At 58.3% G+C, this 20,556-nt stretch carries 20 protein-coding genes and 1 tRNA gene; 13 read left to right on the forward strand and 8 right to left on the reverse strand.

The window, feature by feature from the left end; translation table 11 throughout:
* The first annotated feature begins 52 nt into the window (after positions 1-52).
* The 3 genes from BMAGN_RS06090 to BMAGN_RS06100 all read left to right on the forward strand — a co-directional run bounded on the left by BMAGN_RS06090 (position 53) and on the right by BMAGN_RS06100 (position 3,471).
* Positions 53-1,492 (forward strand): cell division protein PerM, encoded by a 1,440-nt coding sequence (locus BMAGN_RS06090; RefSeq protein WP_051126598.1) that lies wholly within the window; start codon positions 53-55, stop codon positions 1,490-1,492.
* Complete coding sequence (gene purH, locus BMAGN_RS06095) at positions 1,443-3,059, forward strand: bifunctional phosphoribosylaminoimidazolecarboxamide formyltransferase/IMP cyclohydrolase (protein ID WP_026501934.1); 1,617 nt, start codon at positions 1,443-1,445, stop codon at positions 3,057-3,059. Before BMAGN_RS06090 ends, purH begins: the two co-directional genes overlap by 50 nt.
* A 124-nt stretch (positions 3,060-3,183) precedes the next feature.
* Positions 3,184-3,471: a hypothetical protein gene (locus BMAGN_RS06100; RefSeq protein ID WP_022859452.1), complete on the forward strand. Its 288-nt coding sequence runs from the start codon at positions 3,184-3,186 to the stop codon at positions 3,469-3,471.
* Here the strand turns inward: BMAGN_RS06100 and BMAGN_RS06105 are convergent.
* Positions 3,436-4,428 carry an MIP/aquaporin family protein gene (locus tag BMAGN_RS06105; RefSeq protein ID WP_022859453.1) on the reverse strand — a complete coding sequence of 331 codons (993 nt, stop codon included), beginning with the start codon at positions 4,426-4,428 and terminating at the stop codon, positions 3,436-3,438. The two genes, BMAGN_RS06100 and BMAGN_RS06105, sit on opposite strands and share 36 nt — an antisense overlap.
* Before the next feature lie 156 nt (positions 4,429-4,584).
* On the opposite strand from BMAGN_RS06105, the gene BMAGN_RS06110 reads away from it, so the two are divergent.
* From BMAGN_RS06110 to BMAGN_RS06150, 10 genes are all read left to right on the forward strand, one after another.
* Positions 4,585-5,361 (forward strand): pseudouridine synthase, encoded by a 777-nt coding sequence (locus tag BMAGN_RS06110; protein WP_022859454.1) that lies wholly within the window; start codon positions 4,585-4,587, stop codon positions 5,359-5,361.
* Positions 5,358-7,496 (forward strand): bifunctional cytidylate kinase/GTPase Der, encoded by a 2,139-nt coding sequence (der, locus tag BMAGN_RS06115; protein ID WP_022859455.1) that lies wholly within the window; start codon positions 5,358-5,360, stop codon positions 7,494-7,496. Before BMAGN_RS06110 ends, der begins: the two co-directional genes overlap by 4 nt.
* 51 nt (positions 7,497-7,547) lie before the next feature.
* Positions 7,548-7,624: transfer RNA gene (locus BMAGN_RS06120), tRNA-Pro, on the forward strand.
* A gap of 119 nt (positions 7,625-7,743) precedes the next feature.
* Positions 7,744-7,920 carry a hypothetical protein gene (locus BMAGN_RS08315; RefSeq protein WP_022859456.1) on the forward strand — a complete coding sequence of 59 codons (177 nt, stop codon included), beginning with the start codon at positions 7,744-7,746 and terminating at the stop codon, positions 7,918-7,920.
* A 223-nt stretch (positions 7,921-8,143) separates the two neighbouring features.
* Entirely contained in the window at positions 8,144-9,601 is a 1,458-nt protein-coding gene (locus BMAGN_RS06125; RefSeq protein ID WP_022859457.1) for a UTP--glucose-1-phosphate uridylyltransferase, read from the forward strand.
* 123 nt (positions 9,602-9,724) lie between these two features.
* Entirely contained in the window at positions 9,725-11,641 is a 1,917-nt protein-coding gene (locus tag BMAGN_RS06130; protein WP_022859458.1) for a helix-turn-helix transcriptional regulator, read from the forward strand.
* Between the two features lie 19 nt (positions 11,642-11,660).
* The gene (locus BMAGN_RS06135) at positions 11,661-11,978 is read left to right on the forward strand and encodes a hypothetical protein (RefSeq protein ID WP_022859459.1); all 318 of its coding nucleotides are present in this window, start codon (positions 11,661-11,663) and stop codon (positions 11,976-11,978) included.
* A gap of 17 nt (positions 11,979-11,995) precedes the next feature.
* Positions 11,996-14,584 carry a DEAD/DEAH box helicase gene (locus BMAGN_RS06140; protein ID WP_022859460.1) on the forward strand — a complete coding sequence of 863 codons (2,589 nt, stop codon included), beginning with the start codon at positions 11,996-11,998 and terminating at the stop codon, positions 14,582-14,584.
* A 103-nt stretch (positions 14,585-14,687) separates the two neighbouring features.
* The gene (locus BMAGN_RS06145; RefSeq protein ID WP_022859461.1) at positions 14,688-15,035 is read left to right on the forward strand and encodes an RNA polymerase-binding protein RbpA; all 348 of its coding nucleotides are present in this window, start codon (positions 14,688-14,690) and stop codon (positions 15,033-15,035) included.
* A gap of 41 nt (positions 15,036-15,076) precedes the next feature.
* Positions 15,077-15,790 carry an HAD hydrolase-like protein gene (locus BMAGN_RS06150; protein WP_022859462.1) on the forward strand — a complete coding sequence of 238 codons (714 nt, stop codon included), beginning with the start codon at positions 15,077-15,079 and terminating at the stop codon, positions 15,788-15,790.
* A gap of 224 nt (positions 15,791-16,014) precedes the next feature.
* On the opposite strand, the gene BMAGN_RS06155 is transcribed toward BMAGN_RS06150, so the two are convergent.
* The 7 genes from BMAGN_RS06155 to hisG form a co-directional block, all read right to left on the reverse strand.
* Positions 16,015-16,377, reverse strand: coding sequence for a hypothetical protein (locus tag BMAGN_RS06155; RefSeq protein WP_022859463.1), 363 nt, complete (start codon positions 16,375-16,377; stop codon positions 16,015-16,017).
* Between the two features lie 117 nt (positions 16,378-16,494).
* The gene (locus BMAGN_RS06160) at positions 16,495-16,932 is read right to left on the reverse strand and encodes an FHA domain-containing protein (RefSeq protein ID WP_022859464.1); all 438 of its coding nucleotides are present in this window, start codon (positions 16,930-16,932) and stop codon (positions 16,495-16,497) included.
* 5 nt (positions 16,933-16,937) lie between these two features.
* On the reverse strand, positions 16,938-17,777 hold the full coding sequence (locus BMAGN_RS06165; protein ID WP_022859465.1) for a DUF881 domain-containing protein: 840 nt from the start codon (positions 17,775-17,777) through the stop codon (positions 16,938-16,940).
* Positions 17,778-17,783: 6 nt separating this feature from the next.
* Entirely contained in the window at positions 17,784-18,116 is a 333-nt protein-coding gene (locus BMAGN_RS06170) for a small basic family protein (RefSeq protein WP_022859466.1), read from the reverse strand.
* Positions 18,117-19,046 (reverse strand): DUF881 domain-containing protein, encoded by a 930-nt coding sequence (locus BMAGN_RS06175; protein ID WP_026501937.1) that lies wholly within the window; start codon positions 19,044-19,046, stop codon positions 18,117-18,119.
* Between the two features lie 21 nt (positions 19,047-19,067).
* Entirely contained in the window at positions 19,068-19,664 is a 597-nt protein-coding gene (locus BMAGN_RS06180; protein WP_420796436.1) for a CDP-alcohol phosphatidyltransferase family protein, read from the reverse strand.
* 15 nt (positions 19,665-19,679) lie between these two features.
* Positions 19,680-20,531, reverse strand: coding sequence for an ATP phosphoribosyltransferase (gene hisG, locus BMAGN_RS06185; RefSeq protein ID WP_022859469.1), 852 nt, complete (start codon positions 20,529-20,531; stop codon positions 19,680-19,682).
* Between the last annotated feature and the right edge of the window lie 25 nt (positions 20,532-20,556).

Consider the following 20,556-nt stretch of genomic DNA (forward strand, 5'->3'; position numbering starts at 1 on the left):
GAGAAAGAGTATTACCCCATATCTTAGAGGAGTAGCCGTATCCGTCGTAGCAATGCTGTTGTTCACCGTTCCGGTGGGACTCATGTTGTCATTGGCATTGCTCGTGATCACCATGGAAGAGGGGGCCGCAAGCCTTACCGGCTTTAGTGTGCCCCTGACCAAGGCGATGACGTTGGCGGCCCAAGGTGTCGGATTCCACGCCAATGGCGTAGTAATGGGCGTCACACCGCTGCTATTGACCATATTGTTGATCGTTTTGATCCGGGCCGTAGCCCTGAAGTTCAAGGCGACCATGCGCTCATATGCGGGAGGTCTGGTGGCATGGCTGTTGCTGGATCTCGTAATGACGGCCGGCCTCTCCGTAACCGTCAACGATTCATGGTGGCTGGTCCTTGTCAAAGGCGCCGTGGTCTTTTCGATCGGATGCCTATGGGCGGTATGGCCTGGCTCATCTGCGTGCCGCCGCGTGCAAAGCTACATCCATGAACATGTTTCGCTGCCCGTGCACCACGCGGTGGTAAGTGGACTCGTCGTGGGCGTGGCATTGCTGGGCATCTATCTGGCCATCGGACTGGTCACCGTGATCGTGTGGACCATTATGAACCATGACGCCATGGGCACCATGTTCACACTGTTGCAAGTGCGGACATGGTCCCGTTTCTTCATTTGCATCATGTCGCTGGCATGGCTGCCGAATCTGGCCATTTGGGCCATGGCGTGGCTGTTCGGCGCCAGTTTCTCCATTGGATCCATCGCCACGTTCACCCTATGGAACGGATCGGCCACGGGCCTTCCCGCATTGCCCGTATTCGCGCTGTTCCCGCAAGCGGTGGAATCCTCGGGTCTCAGGACGTTTTATGTACTGATTCCGTGCATTGTCAGCGTATTGGTGGGAATCGTGGCGCTGACGTACCGGCGTGCTTTCCCCATGTGGCGCGTGGCCCGCAATACGGCGCAGTCCTTGCAGCAACGCTTGTTGGCGTTTGCGTATCCTGCCGGGGCGTTGTGTATCGCCGTGGTGCTGGTTTCCCTCGCCGCAAGCATTATTTTCGTTCTTGCCGACGGTTCGTTGGGAACCCACCGTCTGCGTACGGTAGGGGCTCCCGTGGCCCAGTCCACACAAGCTTTGGCCAAACCGACGGCAATAGGACTATTCGCCGTATGGATGGTGGCGTTGGTTGCCGTCGCCCTCGCATACGCAATTCGTGGTGCTGCTTCACGCCATCACTCTGAACAAGTTTCCGAATCGGTGCATGAAGACCATGCTTCCGAACGTGATGCCAGTAAGGATCACGACGAGCAGAAGTCCTCCGCCAAGGTTCGCACCGCGCAATCCAGCGGTGCGCTCCATGTGAATTCGGAGTCCCCGAACGACACCCCGCACGCGCCATCCGCCTCTCACCGAGTGGTGCGATCCGCGTCCCACGCGAAGGAGAATCAGAATGACCATGAACCGACCACTACGACGGGTTTTGGTATCGGTATTTCATAAGGAAGGATTGGACGTGCTGGCGCGGGCCTTCATCGCCGCCGGCACACAAGTGGTATCCACAGGATCCACCGCGCAACAATTGCGGGATCTGGGCGTACAGGTCACTCCGGTATCGGAAGTTACGGGATTTCCCGAATGTCTGGACGGCCGCGTAAAAACGCTGGACCCCCACATTCATGCGGGCATCCTTGCGGATGTCACGCGTGAAGACCACGCTTCGCAACTGCAACAATTCAATATCGAACCGTTCGACGTGGTGATCGTCAATCTCTACCCGTTCGCGCAGACGGTTCGTTCCGGTGCAAGCGAACCGGACATCATCGAAAAAATCGATATCGGCGGACCGACGATGGTCCGCGCCGCTGCCAAAAATCACGCCTGTGTCGCCATCATCACCGATCCGCACGATTACGCGCTTGTCGCACAGCGCATTGAGGACGGTACCGGATTTTCATTGGAAGAGCGCCAATGGCTGGCGGCCAAAGCCTTCGCACACACGGCCGCCTATGACGCCACCATTCACGAATGGACGGCCGAGCATTGGACAAAACCCGACTCCATTCACAACGAGCCCGACGACCAGGACCATGACGGCCAGTTCTCCGGAGCCTATACGCGCACATGGGATTTGGCCCACACTTTGCGGTATGGGGAGAATCCGCATCAGACCGCGGCACTCTATACCGATCCGCTCAACACGCGTTCCTTCGCCCATGCCCGTCAGCTGGGCGGCAAACCGATGAGCTACAACAATTATGTGGACGCCGACGCCGCATGGCGGGCCGTATGGGATTTCGCTCCCGCAATCGCCGTGGCCGTGGTCAAGCACAATAATCCTTGCGGCCTGGCGGTGGCGGATACCGTGGCGCAAGCGCATCTGAAAGCGCACGCCTGCGACCCTATGAGCGCCTATGGCGGAGTCATTGCCGCGAACAGTACGGTGACCTTGGAAATGGCGAACAATATCCGCCCCATTTTCACCGAAGTCATCGTGGCTCCCGACTACGAACCGGAAGCGCTGGAACTGTTGCGCACCAAGAAGAAGAACCTGCGCATCTTGCAGGTACAGGAGCCTCCAGTACACCACCAGCAAATCCGCCAAATCGACGGCGGCCTGCTGGTCCAGGATCTCGACCAAATCGACGCTCCGGGAGACGATCCGGCCAATTGGACGCTGGTGTCCGGCCAAGTCGCCGACGAAAAGACCCTGCAGGATCTCGTATTCGCATGGCGCGCGGTACGATGCGTGAAATCCAACGCCATCCTCATCGCACACGACGAGGCCACGGTAGGCATCGGCATGGGACAGGTCAATCGTGTGGATTCGGCCAACCTTGCGGTAACACGCGCCAACACGTTGGACGACGGCAAAAACCGCACGCGCGGAGCCGTGGCATCCTCGGACGCGTTCTTCCCGTTCGCCGATGGCGCGCAAATCCTGATCGACGCCGGTATCAAGGCGATCGTGCAGCCGGGCGGATCCATCCGGGACGAGGAAGTGTTCCAGGCCGCACGAGAGGCGGATATCACGATGTATGTGACAGGAACGAGGCACTTCTTCCACTAAAGAAGTCCAGATATGACCTACTATTTGTAGAGTGAATATACGGATGCGGCACGGCCGGGCGTTACAGCACAGGCTATGCCGCATTTGCATAATGAACGCGACCGCGTATTGGAAGGGATCGGCGATGAAAGATCATCCTCATGTTTCTGAGAACCATGAAGGCGCGCCATGGTTTGAATGGATTGTCGCCGGCATGGTCGCCCTTGCAGCGGTTCTCGCCGCGCTCGGTAAAGAAATGGCCGCCACGCTGTGTATCGCGTTGACGGCCATCGTAACCGGAATCATCCAGCTGGTGTTGCGGGACCGCAGTCCCTGGAAGGTCCGTTCCGTGCCATTCGACGCCACGGTGGGCATCGGGTCTGGAGCGGCGATCCTGTTACTTTATTTCAGTATCCGCTTGTTGAGCCTCTAAAGCGTTCGCCTGCGCGCCCGTCAGGGCCACATCCTCATCGGTGGTTACGCTCGACTCATCATCGTCATGTTCCGCCAGAACTTCCGAAGCCTTTTCTTCGAGGGCTTCTTCCTGTGCGTCCTCGGCGACTTCCTGGGCCATCATGTCCTCCGTGTTGCGGCCGGCGATAAGCTGGGCCACGATAATGACCAGCGCCACAATGGCGGCGCCCAGAATGGCGCATACCCAGAACACCCACAACTGGGCGAGAGGCTCCTGCGCTAGACCTTCACCCTGCGCAAAGATGGCGATACCCGTGGCGCGGATGGGGTTGACGGAGGCGCCCGTCACCGGATACGCCATCGCCACGGCGGCCGCATAGGCCAGACCCATGGACAGGGCGTGGGTGTGGGTGGGCTTGCCGTTGTTCTTGAGCGTGACCATGGCGGCCGCCACCACGATGATCGAAGCAATCAATTCCACCACAATGGCGATGGTCACATTGAACGTGAGTCCCAGCTGGTTGAGCGAAGCATACAGCGAAGATCCCTTGTCGAATCCGTTGACGGACATGGCGAACCACTGGCTGGCGCTGATGGACTGAGAAGTGGGCAGAATCGCCTTGACCAGACCGCCGGCGCAGATGGCGCCGATGATCTGCGCGACAATGTACAGGACGCCGTCGGCCACACGCGTTTTGGAAGTGAGCATGGCGGCCAGCGTGATGGCCGGATTGAATTGGCCGCCGGAAATCTTGCCGAAAATCATGGTCATGGCGGCGTATACCACACCGGTGCCCAACGCGATGAAGGCGAGGTTCACGCTATAGAGCGTGGAACCGAACGTGCACATGAGATAAATGCAGAAGCAAATCAGGAAACTGCCGGCGAACTCGCTCAATACGCGCGCCCATAGCGAATGCTTTTCCTTAGGCTCCACTTTCCGCTCGACGAGCGCCTCATTGTCAATAGCAGTCATAACTTTCCTTTATCCTTATATATGGAACGGACCTCGGCCCGTCGATCGGCTGCCATGGTATGCAGCCCCTGTACAATACTAAACGTCGTTTTTAGTATTTACTAAAAATCATAAAATAGCGAATTTATTCATTATTAAGGCCACGTTGGGAGAACGATGCCACACGCATATAGTCAAGCCAAAAAAGCCCACCAGCATGATGATGAGGGCGGGGTGCGCCTGCAAAAATTGCTTGCGCAGGCAGGATTTGGCTCACGCCGTAAATGCGAAGAAATGATTACGGACGGCCGCGTTGAAGTCGATGGCGAACTTGTCACCACTTTGGGAACGCGAGTCGATCCAAAACGCCAGCAAGTCCGTGTTGATGGATCCCGCATCCACATCAACCCGAACCACGTTACGCTGGCGCTGAACAAGCCCAAGAAGGTGCTGAGCGCTATGGAGGACCCCAAGGGCCGCTATACGCTGCGCGACATTGTGGGCGACAAATACGAACGTATTTTCCACATGGGACGTCTCGATTACGATTCCGAAGGTCTGATCCTCATGACCAACGATGGCGAATTGAGCCAGCATGTGATGCATCCGAAGTACGAAGTCGAAAAGACCTACGTGGTCACGCTGGAAGGCAAGCTCAACGGCAACGTCTGCCGTCGCCTCGTGCGCACGGGCGTGCAGCTGGACGACGGCTGGATCAAACTCGACAAGTGCGTCATCCTCGCGGCGCGCCGCGACCAGACGGTCGTGCGCGTAACGCTGCACTCGGGCAAGAACCGTATTGTGCGCCGCATTTTCGGCTCTATCGGATACCCGGTGACGCGACTGGTGCGTACGCAGATCGGACCGATCAAGCTGGGAGATCTCAAGCCCGGTTCCTACCGCGTGCTGTCCCAGGTCGAGGTCCGTTCCCTTTCTAAGGCGGTGGGACTGTGATTTGTGTCGGTATTGACGGACCTGCGGGTGTGGGCAAGTCGTCCACGTCCAAGGCCCTGGCCAAATATTTCGATTTCGCCTATCTTGACACGGGCGCCATGTACCGTGCGTGCGCCTGGTGGTGCATGCACCAAGGCATCGACCTGGATGGCGACGTCAACGAGCAGCTCGTAACGGAAACCGTCGCGTCGTTCTTCACCGACGGCCATTTCGACATCAGCATGGATCCCGACGATCCGAAGGTATTCTGCGACGGTGAAGACATCAGCGCACAGATCCGCACGTATGAGGTGTCCACGCACGTTTCGAGCGTGTCCGGCATCATTCCCGTGCGCCATGTGCTCATCGCGGCGCAGCGCGCCTATATCGCCGCCGAAGGCACCGAGGAATCCTTCTCGGACGGTCGCGGTATCGTGGTGGAAGGCCGCGATATCACCACGGTCGTGGCTCCGGACGCGCAGGTGCGCGTGCTGTTGACGGCCCGCGAGGAAGTGCGCCAGGCGCGACGTTCCGGCCAAGCCAGCGCCAAGGGCATGACGAATGTCGAGGACGTGTCGGCGCGCGACCACAAGGACGCGCAGGTGACCTCCTTCATGGAAGCTTCCAACGGCGTGACCACCGTCGACAATTCGGACCTGACGTTCGAGCAGACGTTGGATGTCCTGATCGGCCTGGTGGAAGACGCCATCGAGACGCAGGAATACGAGCGTTACGCCGCGAACATGGAAGGCTACGAGCTGGAGGAAGAGGACGCCGGACTTATTGACGGTTCCTCCTTCATGCAGCCCGTGGAGGAATCCAAGGCCCGCGAGGTGGGCGTGCTTGCAGTGGTAGGACGCCCGAACGTGGGCAAATCCACGCTCGTGAACCGTATTCTGGGACGCCGTGCCGCCGTGGTGGAAGACACGCCAGGCGTGACGCGCGACCGCGTCAGCTATGACGCCGAATGGACCGGAACCGACTTCAAGCTGGTGGATACGGGCGGTTGGGAAGCCGACGTGGAAGGCATCGACTCGGCCATCGCCTCACAGGCGCAAATCGCCGTGGAACTCGCGGACGCCGTGATTTTCGTGGTGGACGGCCAGGTCGGCCTGACCGCCACGGACGAGCGCATTGTGAAAATGCTGCGTTCCTCAGGCAAGCCCGTGATCGTGGCCGTCAACAAGATCGACGACCGCATTAGCGAATACGCCGCCGCCGAGTTCTGGAAGCTGGGACTGGGCGAGCCGCATGCGATTTCCGCCATGCACGGCAGGGGAGTGGGCGACTTGCTCGACGATGCTTTGGACGCCCTGAAGCGCGCCGAACGCACGTCCGGTTTCCTTACGCCGTCCCATCTGCGCCGCGTGGCGCTGGTAGGACGCCCGAACGTGGGCAAGTCCTCGTTGCTGAACCAGCTCGCCCACGCCGAGCGTTCCGTCGTCAACGATTTGGCCGGAACCACGCGCGACCCGGTTGATGAAATCGTGTCGATGGACGGGGAAGACTGGCTGTTCATCGATACGGCCGGCATCAAGCGCCGCATGCACAAGCTGTCGGGCGCGGAATACTATTCGTCGTTGCGCACGCAAGCGGCCATCGAGCGTTCCGAACTCGCCCTCGTGCTGTTCGACGCTTCCCAGCCGATTTCCGACCAGGACCTGAAAGTCATGTCTTCCGCCGTAGACGCCGGCCGCGCCATCGTGCTCGTGTTCAACAAGTGGGACCTGATGGACGACTTCGACCGCCAGCGCATGGAGCGCCTGTGGAAGACGGAGTTCGAACGTGTCACATGGGCCCAGCGTGTCAATCTTTCAGCGAAAACCGGATGGCATACGAACCGTTTGACGCGCGCCATGAATACGGCGCTGGAATCCTGGGACAAGCGTATTCCCACGGGCAAGCTCAACGCGTTCCTCGGCAAGATCCAGGCCGCCCACCCGCATCCGTTGCGCGGTGGCAAACAGCCCCGAATCCTGTTTGCGACACAGGCTTCCACACGCCCGCCGCGTTTTGTGATCTTTGCCACAGGATTCCTTGAGCACGGCTATCGCCGATACCTCGAACGCCAACTGCGCGAAGAGTTTGGCTTCGAAGGCACGCCGATCCAAATCTCGGTAAATGTGCGTGAAAAGAAGCGCAAGGGCAAAAAGTGATTTTGCATTTCTAAAAAACTGTGCTATGTTCTGTATTCGGTAACACCGAGACGGACCATAGCGCAGTTTGGTAGCGCACTTGACTGGGGGTCAAGGGGTCGCGGGTTCAAATCCCGCTGGTCCGACCATGAACCGCAAATGCTTACGGCATTTGCGGTTTTTCTGTATTCAAACCTTTTCGCGCACTTGACTAGGCGCGGGGTCGAACCCCTATACTGGGTACGAGAGTCGAAGAGTCGGGGAGAATATGAAGAAAATCTGGTATTTCGTAATTGCCGCGGTATTGATCGTTGTCGCGCTGGTTTTGAAATTCCAGGGTGTGAGCCCGTGGATTTGCGCCCCGTGCATTTTGGTGGCCGCCATTGTCGGCGTGTTGGGCATCTACAAGCGCGACAAGGATGAACAGGAGCCGCCAAACGCGTGATCCGCGTTGGCTATGGCATGTATTGTTCACAGCGTCCGCAAATAATATTGCAATTGCACCGCAATAAACAGCGCCTTTCTTTATGGCGTAACCGCACGGGTTCTCGCACGTCTTCGTCAAATATTTTTACTACGCGATATGCGTGAATATTTGGGAAGCGCACATAAATTTTGTAAATGCGACTACACTAGACACGGTATTCTTTTTGGAAAGGCTTGAGGACATGTCGGACATGTTTAACTTTTCTGCGCAAAAAATGCGCACCCAGGGCATGAGTGAAACGGCTATCAGCCAGTTTGAACGCCTCTACAATGTCTGGGCCAACGACGACGGCACGAGCTACATCCGCGAGGAGGATGTGGAGCCGCTTACGCGTGTCTCCAGTTTCCGTGACGTATATGAAACCATCAACCACGACAAAGCCATTGATGCCTTTGCCAAAACCGCGTTTTTGAAGCTGAACGGAGGCCTGGGCACTTCCATGGGATTGGAGTGCGCCAAGTCGCTACTTCCCGTGCGCCGCCACAAGGCCCGCCCAATGCGTTTCATCGACATCATCCTCGGCCAGGTGCAGACCGCCCGCATGCGTCTGGGCATCGAGCTGCCGCTGACGTTCATGAATTCCTTCCGCACGTCCGCGGACACGATGCAGGTGCTGCAGAAGCAGCATTTCACACAGGACGAGATTCCGTTGGAAATCATCCAGCATCGCGAACCCAAGATCGATCTGGCTACGGGCAAGCCCGTGGAGTATCCGTCCCAGCCGGATCTCGAATGGTGCCCTCCGGGACACGGCGACCTGTTCTCCACAGTGTGGGAGTCGGGATTGCTGGACGCGCTGGAAGAACGCGGTTTCGAATATCTGTTCATTTCGAATTCCGACAACCTGGGCGCACGTCCGTCGCGTACGCTGGCGCAACATTTTGAAAATACGGGCGCGCCGATCATGATTGAGGTGGCCACGCGTACCAGCGCCGACCGCAAGGGCGGCCATATCGTACGAGACAAGGCCACGGGCCGCCTGATGCTGCGCGAAATGACGCAGGTCCATCCCGACGACAAGGCCGACGCCATGGATATCGCTAAGCATCCGTATTTCAATACGAACAATATTTGGGTGCGTATCGACGCGTTGAAGGAACTGCTCGCCAAGTATAACGGCGTGTTGCCGCTCCCGGTGATCCGCAACAAGAAGACGGTGGATCCCACCGACGCCTCGTCCACTCCCGTTATTCAGCTGGAAACCGCGATGGGTGCGGCCGTGGGCCTGTTTGACGGCGCCATTTGCGTCCAGGTGGACCGCATGCGCTTCCTTCCCGTCAAGACGACCGACGACTTGTTCATCATGCGTTCCGACCGTTTCCACCTCACCGACGCTTACGAGATGGAAGACGGCAACTACATCTTCCCGGATGTGCATTTGGACGCGCGCTATTACAAGAACATCCATGATTTTAATGAGCGTTTCCCGTACTCGGTGCCATCGTTGGCCGCCGCGAATTCGGTGACGATCGAGGGTGATTGGACGTTCGGCCGCAACGTGTCGTTCTATGGCGACGCCGTGTTGCATGACGAAAACCGCCCCAGCTATGTGCCCAACGGAGAATATGTGGGCCCGCAGGGAATTGAGCCCGACGAATGGACATACCAAAATTTCGGCTCGAAGGATAACAAAAAGTAAATTGAGGGAAGAATTTTAGTGTTTTAAGCAAAACAAGCTCAAAAACCATCTATCATAGAGAAACAGGGCATGGACCAACGCCATGCGCACTTAGTATAAACCATAACGATACGGTAGGACTTAATGGTTGAAGGCAGTAACGGAAGGCGACGCTTTTCTGATAAGTGGGGCAAACACGAATTGGATGTATTGGCAGTATTGTCATCCGCTTGCCCACAATGGCTAACCTCGCGTCAAATTGCACAGCGTGTCAAGGCATACGCCGACTCATATGGTGAGCTCGCCGATCAAGCGGCCAAAGCGGCGTTCGCGAAACAGTTCCAGCGCGACCGCGCCAAACTCGCCGCCATGGGCATCGCAATCGAATCACGTCAGCCTGAGTACTCTTCCAAGTCCGAGGGCCAGGATTTCGCCTCATATCGTTTGCAGCTCGGCGACGAACCGCGCATTCGTCTGCGTTTTACCGCGGACGATTTGCCGGTGCTTGCCGCGGCGAACTATTTGGCGCGCTCCATGTCCATTTCCACCGAACCCGAACATCCGCAGCAGCATACTTCGCGTACCGCGCCGCGTGTCCCGCAAACTCCAATGCCGGGCCTCGGTCTTGATTCCATGGCGCCGGGAATCGGCACGCAGCACATTCCGGAAAATCTCGTGAGGGAAGTGGATTCCCGCCATTTCGCCGCCACCATCGATGTGGACGGCGAGCAGATCAATGTGGCATATAGCGACGCCGACGATCTGGCCATGTTTGTGTTGGAGCATCCGGGATCCGTGATTGTCAGCCCGCAGGAGGCCGTGGACGCCTACCATCGCAGGCTGCACGCCGCCGCGAACCTCCAACTCGCCGACGATTCAGCGGATGTGCCGAGCGCCACGGTCATGGCAAAGTCCATCAGCAGCTATGACAACGACGAGGACGAAGACGAAGAGCCCACGAAGCCGCACAAGAAGAATTCCTTCCAGACGGGCAGCGAAGTGGACCGCCGCTTGCGCCTTATGCTGTTCCTGTCCGCGCATTTGGGCGAGGAGTATTCCTTGGAGCAGCTGGCCGTACGCTTTATTGGCCAGCCCAAGTCTGACGACGAGCTCAAAAAATTCGTGAATACCATCCACAAGGACATCAACACGCTTACGACCGTGTCTGACGACGGCGAGATGGCCGGCAGCCAGTTCTTCGATATCGACTGGTCGTTGCTGGACGTCGAGGGCATCGTCTCGGCCACGAATTCTTTGGGACTGGAACGCCTGGCCGGCATTTCCCCTCAGTACATGAGCATGCTGACCGCGTCCATGAACTATCTGGCCCATTCGCGCCTGCTGCCGATTGACCAGCGCGAAAAAGCGCAAGCGCTCTACGAACGCCTGCGCGGCCATGTGGCTCCGGGAGCCACGCCGTGGGTAAGCCTTACGGGATACGAAGTGGAGCCGCACAGCTTCGATGTGGTCAAGTCGGCGATCGACCACAAGAAACTGCTCGACATGGAATTCATTGACGGCTCGGGTACCGTCCACCGCAAGATCGTGGCCCCGGTCAAGCTGTTTGCCGATGAAGGCTTGTATTATGTGGCCGTGTGGACCGATGTCGCCGACATCACGCCGCGTGAGCAGCGCGACCTTGTCAGCGTGGACCAGACCATCAACCGTTCCACGGGCAAGCCGCGTCTCTGGCAGATTCTGCGCCTGTCGCGCATCGAACGCGCCAACATTGTCGATCCTTTGTCCGAACCGCAAATCGAGGACGTTTCCGTCAGCGAATTGCGCAAGTGGAGCATCGATAACGGCACGCACGCCGTATTCATCACCGACCAGCCGCATTTGTCCTTCATCACCACCTTGTCCGACGCCACGGTCGAACCGTGCGGAGAAGGGGAGAAGGTGCATCTGACGATCCAGTCGGATTCATGGTTTGTGGCATTCTGCATCGCCCATGCGCGCCATATTGTCGCCGTGGCACCGGAAACATTGCAAACCATGATCGTGGCCCGTGCCGAGCGCGAATTGAGCGTAGACGGCGAGCACGTCGCGTTGGACGAGTGAATCTGGAGGATTGGGGACTATGCCAGGTTGGATTTGGTGGATTCTCGCGTTCTTCATGATTCTCATGGTGGTGATCGGCGCGGTCTATGTGCTGCGCCACGCCATGTCCGCCATGCGTGTCATTTCGCGTGTGGGTGCCGAAGCGGGCAAACGGACCGAGGCCATGTCGTTGCATACCAACGCCAAGGCCGAGGTGGAGCCTCCATTGTTCACGCAGCCGCTTCGCAAAGCTTCGCGCGAATACGCGGATGCGCATGCCGAAGTGATCGAACGCAAGGAAGCGCGGCAGAACCGTTACGCACGTACGTGGGCGCAATGGAGCCAATTCAACAAGTAGTTAAGAAGTAAAGGACTATGGCCAAGCATCGTCACCATTCATCTGAGCCCAATTATGATTCCGAATCGTCTCCAATGAGCGCCGCAGACCGTTACGCCCATTTCCAGGAAGTCAAACGACGCCGCGAGTCCGTGGCGCAAAAGTTCGCCGACCGTATGCCGTTCGACCTTGACGACTTCCAAATGGACGCCAATCTCGCCCTGGAGCACGGATCCAATGTGCTGGTGGCCGCGCCTACGGGCGCCGGCAAAACAGTGGTTGCCGACTTCGCCGTATACCTCGCGCAGCAGCATAACGCCAAAGCCTTCTACACCACGCCCATCAAGGCGCTGAGCAACCAGAAATACCATGATCTGGTAGCCATCTACGGTCCCGACAAGGTCGGTCTGCTCACGGGCGACACGTCCATCAACTCCGAAGCGGACATTGTGGTGATGACCACCGAAGTGTTGCGCAACATGTTGTATGAGAACTCGACAACACTGCAGGCGCTGCGCTACGTGGTGCTGGATGAAGTCCATTACCTTGCCGACCGTTTCCGCGGACCGGTGTGGGAAGAAGTGATCATCCATTTGCCCAAATCCGTACGCATTGTGGGACTGTCGGCGACCGTGTCCAATGTGGAGGATTTCGCCAAGTGGATCACGTCCGTGCGCGGGGACACGAAGCTCGTGGTTTCCGAACACCGTCCCGTGCCGCTGGACCAATACGTTCTCGTGCAGAAGAACGAACACACCGAACCGGAAGTCATCGACCTGTACCGGCGTGACGCGCGCGGAGACCAGACCACGAAACTCAACGGGCACCTGGTAAGCCGCATGGACCAGCTCAACCATGACGCCATGCGCAAGATTCCCGCGCGCAACCGCCATGAGCGCAGGCGCGGCAGGTCCCGCGACGATCGCCGCCAAATGGGGCAGCGCTATATTCCCAAACGCTGGGCCGTGGTGGATGAGCTTGATTTCCTGCACATGTTGCCGGCCATTTATTTCATTTTCTCCCGGACCGGTTGCGATATCGCCGTCGAGCAGTGCCTGCGCGCCGGATTGCGCCTGACCACGGATGAAGAAGTGGTGCGCATCCGGCAAATCGTCGACGAAATGATCCAGGGCCAGCTCACGCACGACGACCTGAAAACGCTGGAGTTCACGAAATTCCGTTACGCGCTGGAAGAGGGCTTCGCCGCGCACCACGCGGGCATGGTGGCCCTGTTCCGCCAAATTGTGGAGCGCCTGTTTGAAGAAGGCCTTATCAAGGTGGTGTTCGCCACCGAGACGCTTGCGCTGGGCATCAACATGCCGGCGCGCAGCGTGGTGATCGAGAAGCTGGAAAAGTATGACGGCACGGGCGTTGTGGCGCTCACGCCGGGGGAGTACACCCAGCTGACGGGACGCGCCGGGCGAAGGGGCATCGACACCATCGGCAACGCCATCGTGGTGGACAACCGCGATTTCAAGCCGGAAGTCGCCGCGTCGCTGTCAAGCAAGCGCGTGTACCCGCTGCACTCGAGCTTCCGCCCGACCTTCAACATGGCTGTGAACCTGCTCAATTCCAGCGACTATGAAATGGCCCGTTCCACACTGGACCATTCATTCGCCCAGTGGGAAGCCAACGAGTCTTCCTGGAAGCTTGAGGCCAATATCGACACGCTCAAGCATTCGTTGCAAGGCTATGAGCGCGCTTTTGCCTGCGAATATGGCGATTTCGAGGAGTTCATGCGCTTGCGCATGGAATTGTCCGACTTGCAGAAGAATGAGCGCCGACGCCTCAAGCATACGGAGTTCCCCTCGGCAAAGGCCCGTTCCCAGGCGTTCCGCCGTCTGGATGACGACATCGCGTTGATCAAGCAGGACCTTGCCGACCATCCGTGCAACCAATGCCCGGATTTGCAGGAACATTTGCGTTGGGGCCACCGTTGGGCCCGCGAGCAGCGTGAGCTGGCGCGCATGGAGGAACGTTACGAAACGCGTACCGGATCCGTGGCCCGGCAGTTCGACACGATCTGCAATATCCTCGCTTCCTTGGGATATCTGGTCCAGGAACGTCATGGTGACCGTCTTGACTACACGTTGACGGCCAAGGGACAGCTGTTGCGCAGGCTGTATAGCGAACGCGACCTGCTCTTGGCGGAGGCCATTACACAAGGTCTGTTCGACGACTTGGACTCGGCGCAGCTGGCAAGTGTCCTGTCGGCGCTGATTTACGAGTCGCGCCGTACGGAAAGCAACGAACCGCGCCGGTATCCGGGTGGCGTGAGCGGCAAGATCGCCATCGCCACGAGCAAGCTGTCCCAGCTTGACGAGCGCCTTGCGGTGCGCTGTGAGGACGCCGGCCTCAACGTGGACTTCGTGCAGCCGTTGGACATGGGCATTGTGGACATCACGTTCGACTGGGCGAGCGGAGAGACACTCTCCGGGATTCTTGAGGACACCGAGTTGACGGGCGGCGATTTCGTGCGCAACAGCAAACGTCTTGCGGACATGTTGCAGCAGATCGCCGTGGCGCGTCCATACTTGGGCGAGCATGCGGACCATATCGCCGATGCAGCGGGCGAGGCGTTCGACCAGGTCAACCGCGGCATTGTGGCGTATTCGGGCGTCGACTAAAGCGGTGAGTATTCCATGCCTTCCAGCCCGTTTGGAAGGCATGGAATAATTTGCACGTCCGAACTGTTCTGTAGCTTGGAATCGTTACTATGAGGAGGAAATTATGGCGGAACGTAGTCTTCGCGGCATGAGTATTGGTGCCAAGTCCCTGGAATCGGACGACAATGTCGATTTCGCCGCTCGCAGCGAAGTGGCGTACGTGTGCCCGAAGGGCCACCGTACCATCCTTCCGTTCGCGCAAGGAGTGGAAGCGCCGCACGAGTGGGAATGCCGTTGCGGCCAGACGGCGCACCGTGAGGACGCCAATGGGGAAGAGGCCGACGAGATTACCAAGCCGACGCGTACGCACTGGGACATGCTGCTCGAACGCCGTTCGGAGAAGGAACTGGCCGAACTTCTGGAGAAGCGTCTGCAGATGCACCGCGACGGATGGTTCCCGGATTACGAGTGACCGTACTTTTCTTGGCGTATATAGGGGAGTGTGACCAATTTATGACGCAACATCCACGGCGTGTTGTCCTGTTGGATCTTGATGGAACGTTGACCAAATCGGATCCGGGCATCATAGGATGTGCTATCAAGGCATTCGAAGAGTTGGGCGAACCGGTTCCCAGCCAGCATGAATTGCACCAGTTCATCGGACCGGCCATTGTGGAATCCATGAAGCGCAACCATATTCCCGAGGACCGTCTGGATGATGCGGTACGCATTTACCGCCATTATTACAGCGATGTCGCCACCTTCGACGACCCGATGCATCCCGGCCACAAGGTTCCCGGATGCCTGTACAACAGCGTTTTTCCAGGCATTCCCGAGCAGCTCAAGAAGTTGCGCGACGCGGGATATTATCTGGCGGTGGCCACGTGCAAGCCGGAATACCAGGCCGTTCCCGTATGCGAGCATTTCGGCATCGACAAGATGGTCGACGGCATTTATGGGGCTAGCCGCGACAATTCCAGGCTCGACAAGGACCAGGTCATCGAATATGCCTTCGAGCACATCGGCTTTGACAAATCCGCCGGAGACAAGGCGCTGATGGTTGGCGACCGTTGGACCGACGCCGACGGCGCGCGCGCATGCGGACTGGATTGCTTGGGCTGCGGCTGGGGCTACGCGAATCCCGGCGAGCTCAAGGAACACGGATGCTACCGTGTCATCGATCATGTCGACGAACTTGCGCCGGCCGTGATGGAGTATTTCAAGTAATACCTGTGCAACATGAAAGTGCCGCCATTGTGCGGCACTTTTTATCAACCCATAATTATCCGATAATGAACGTTATGTCAGATTGGATAAACGGTTGCACTCCCCGTACGGTCTTCTGACTGTCTTATATATATCCGTGTCATCAATCGACTGTCCATGTCAGGATCCATTGAAATATAAAAATGGCCGGAATCATTTCCGGCCATACATATGCGTACGTAATTTCAGATCGCCTTGCGCAACGTCTCGTCAATTTGCGAGTACATCGCGCGCCGCGCCTGCAGATACATGAGTGTCAATTGCGCGAACACGAGTACCACCGCGACGATGGCGCTTATCCGGCCCAGCTGCTCATAGGTGTGCCGGCTCGCCGCCGCCATGGAATCCCTGCTGCCCAAAAACAGCACGTATGGAATGGCGAACAGCACACACGACATCACATGCGCGCCGACCATCGTCCAGCTGACAGGATGCACGGGACGGTTCCTGTCCCCCACATAATGGCTATTCCATACGCATGACGCGCACACGACAATGGCGCACAGCGCGCCGAGCATCCAGATGATCGCCGGTAAAACGTTGTTCATGCTTCTCTCCCCTTGTGCGCGTGCTATGCCGGAATTTCATTATCGCATGCGGGTGTGCGCAACACGGAAAAAGCCGGCACTGGCACATTGCCAACGCCGGCTTATGGTGATACGGAATTACTTGCGGAACGCCGCGTTCGTGAAGAACACCAGACGGAACTTGCCGATCATGATTTCGTCGCCGTCCTTGAGCACGGCCTCGTCGACACGTTCCCTGTTCACATACGTGCCGTTCAGGCTGCCGGAGTCGACGACTTCGTACTTGCCGTCCACGCGGCGGAACTTGGCGTGGGAACGGGATACGGTCGAATCGTCGAGAAGAATGTCCGACTTCGGGTCGCGTCCGACGCTCACTTCCTCTTCGTCCAGCAGGTACCTGGAGCCGGAAACGGCGCCTCGCGTGGAAATCAGCAGGGCCGTGTTGTCGGACAGGCGGGAAATGGTCTGCAAATCTTCCTGAGTGAGCGGACGGTCTCCCGTTGAAGTCACAGGAATATGAATGGCAGGCATGCCAATAATGGTTGTTTCACCAGCACTTGGAATCGGATCAGTCATAATCGCTACTCTACAATCTTTGCGTATGTATAGTCGGGAACACTCTGTACCTCGGTAATTTCTACATTATCGGAGGTATCTATGCTTAGAGTAGCACCGAACTTGACAGTTAGCTGAGAACCGACACCGCCCGCCATGTTCACGGCGTTCTGCAGGTTGGCCTGGTTGCCGATGGCCTTGACCACGTACGGGGTGCTCAGCAACGTCCCGTCGCATTCGAGACCGTTGTTCGTTTGGCGCACATATGTGGACATGACCACGCGCACGGTGTTGATGGCGATGACTTCCGCGCCGCTGTTGCGCAATTCCTCAATAAGATTGAACATGGTCGCCGCGTCGATATGGCGCTTGCTGCCCTGGGAAATATGGATGATGATGCCTTTGCCGTGCGCGGGAAGGCGTCCGGCAAGAATGCCGCTTGTCTCCTCGTTTTCCTTGGCGATCTTTTCCGCCTGGGCTTCCTTGTTCGCCGATTCGCGCAACGAGTTGAGCTGGCGCGTCAATTCCGATTTGCGTTCTTCCAGACTTTGCGCCTGCATGTTGGTTTCGCTGATCAGGCGCGTCAGTTCCGCCTCGCTCATCGTTTCGTAAGTGACGTCCGTATTGTTGACCTGGATGACATATCCGTATGCGAGCAGCGCGCACAGGCAGGCCACGAGAATGCTGGAAATCAGTCGTACGCGGAAAGCGCGGCTACGCAGGCTTGTGGCGGGTTTGCGCGCGGTTTTGCGCACCACGGGGAATGTGCCCGTCTGCGTTTTGTCGTTGCGCCTGTCGCGCACGCGCTGACGCGAGATTTTGGGAATGCGCTCTTCGTGTTCGGGATGCTCATGAGGTTCGCGCATGGGGCATCATCCCTTGAAGATGAATCGGCGGATGGTGGACACGTTCGAGAAGATGCGGATGCCGAGTACCACGATGACGGCGGTGGTCAGCTGCGAGCCTACGCCCAGCTGGTTGCCGAGCAGCACGAGCAGCGTCGCGGTGATCACGTTGGAGAAGAACGAGATGACGAACACCTTGTCGGAGAAGCTGCGTTCGAAATAGGCGCGCGCGGCGCCCAACAATGCGTCCAGCGCGGCCACGACCATGATCGGTAGGTACGGTTGCAATACCACGGGAATGTCGGGGCGCACGAACACGCCGATCACCACGCCAATAATAAGTCCTAGTACCGCTGCCATTTATTCATCCTTCTTCGCATAAGTCAATGTACCAGCCGCAGCCGCGTCAAGACGGATCGAATTCGATTTTGCCACTACCGGATAAATTCCCGAGTTACGGAATGAATCATACAACGATTGCAAGTTGCGCTCCCCCATGAACTGGGCCAACGCGTTCTTGTCCCCGATCGCCTGGATCTTGTACGGGCTTTCCACGGGCGTGGTTCCCACGAGGATCTGGGAGCCGGCGGTGCGGATGGAAGTGAGCACCCCTACCCTGTTGCCGTTGATGGCCAGGGCTTCCGCCCCCGCCTGCCAGAACAGCGAGGTGAGCTGTTGGAGGTCTAGGTCGGTGATGACGCGGATGGACGCGTGTTCATTGTTGGCGGACGCGATCGGATCGGACAATGTCATGGTGATGCCCGGACCTTCCACGGCGACCAGGCCCGCGGCCAGATCGTTCTTCTGTACGCTTTCGACGAGCGGGTTGGGTGTCCCCTGCGTCGATTCCTTGTCGATTTGTGTGGTGAGCTGTTTGATGTCGCGCTGCAGGTCGTTGACGTGCGCGGTGCTCGTGGACAGCTCTTTGGACAGCGATACGCGCACTTCCTTGCGCGGATCGGATTGCAGGAGCCGTACGAACGCGCAGGAGACGAAGCCCACGGCGATGCATACGAGGAATACGACGATGCGCGTGCCCCAATAGGTGATGCGGGATTTGGGCTGGCTATACAGGCGTGCGTCCGTGTAGAGCGCGTCAAGAGGCCGGTTGGTCAGGTCGTCGAGCAGTTGCAGGGCCACGTCCCTGCCCTTGCGCTGGTGCTCGCTGGTGCGCGGCGAGCGTTCCTGGTCCGGGACATGGTAGGATTCGACCGCGAAAATGCCCCGGGAGAATACGGCGCGCTTGCGTGGCGCCCTGTCGTCTTCATTGACGGGGTATGCCGGGGGCATTTTGTGTTCGTCGTTCACGTGCTAGCGCCGGTCCTTTACGATCAGCTCGATGCCCTGGCGCAGGTAGATGATGCCGGCCAGCCAGTACAATGCGATGCCCCAGACGGCGCAGGCGATGGCGAACAAATGGAGCATGTGCAGCGGCGGCAGCGCGGGATTGATTTCCGCCACCATAAGCGACACGATGGCCACCATCAGCACGGCGGTACCCGCCTTGCCGACAAAATGCACGGGCAACGGGCCGTAATCATGTTGCGCCAGGACGAGGATGAGCACGCCCATGGTTACGTCGCGCAGCGCCACGAACACGAGCATCCACCAGGGGATGACGCGCCCCACGCATAGGGCGAGCACGCTGCAGAAAATAAGCAGGCGGTCCGCGATCGGGTCGAGGATCTGCCCCAGCTTGCTGACCTGGTTGAACTTGCGCGCAACCAGGCCGTCAAGCCCGTCGGATGCAGCAGAGACGGCCAGCAGGACAAGCGAAGCAATCATCATGTGCTTCACTACCAAGTACGCGATAATGGGGATCGACAGGATGCGGAACATGCTGATGACGTTCGGCACCGTGAATACCACGTTGCGGGCTTCTGGACTATATTTTCTCTGTACAACCATAGATTTTGTCATTTACTAGATTCTGGACGCTTGGATTGCTGTTACCAGTATGCCCCGGGCGCCGACTTCATACAGCTGGTCCATGAGCTGGTTCACCTGCTTTTTCGGCACCATGGCGCGCACGGCGGACCATTCGCTTTCATGCAACGGCGAAATCGTGGGGCTTTCCAATCCGGGAGTGATCTCTACTGCGTCCGCGAGGCGCGCGTTGGGAATGTCATAGTCCATGAGCACGTAGCGACGCGCGGTGAGCACGCCGTTGAGGCGCCTGCTGAGTTTGACGAGACGCTCGTCGTCCGCGCGCACGCGCGGCGAACGGATCAATACGGCCTGGGAATGGCATAACGGCTCGCCGAACGTGCGAAGTCCCGCATTGCGCAGCGTGGTACCCGTGGACACCACGTCGGCGATCAGGTCGGCCACGCCGAGGCGCACCGAGGATTCCACGGCGCCGTCCAAATGGATGGTTTGCGCCTGGATGCCGTTGGCGACCAGATAGTCGTGGACGAGCTTGTCGAAGGACGTGGCCACACGTTTGCCTTCAATGTCTTGCAGCGTCGCGATGTCGCTGGCTTGCGGGGCCGCGAAACGGAACGTGGATTCGCCAAAGCCCAGTTCCATATGTTCCTCGGCCTGCGTTTCGGAATTCAACAGCATGTCGTGTCCGGTGACACCCACGTCGATGGTGCCGCTGCCCACGTAGACGGCGATGTCCAACGGGCGCAGATAGAACAGTTCGATCCCGTTGTCTTCGTCTTGGACCACCAGTTGGCGCGGATTGTTGCGAAGCTTGTATCCGGCTTCGGAAAGCATGGTCCAAGCCGGTTCGGAGAGCATGCCTTTGTTGGGTACTGCGATGCGCAGCATAGTCGTTCCTTCCCTTTCAGGAGCG

Origin of the sequence: Bifidobacterium magnum (assembly GCF_000741255.1) — a bacterium.
Lineage (GTDB): Bacteria > Actinomycetota > Actinomycetes > Actinomycetales > Bifidobacteriaceae > Bifidobacterium > Bifidobacterium magnum.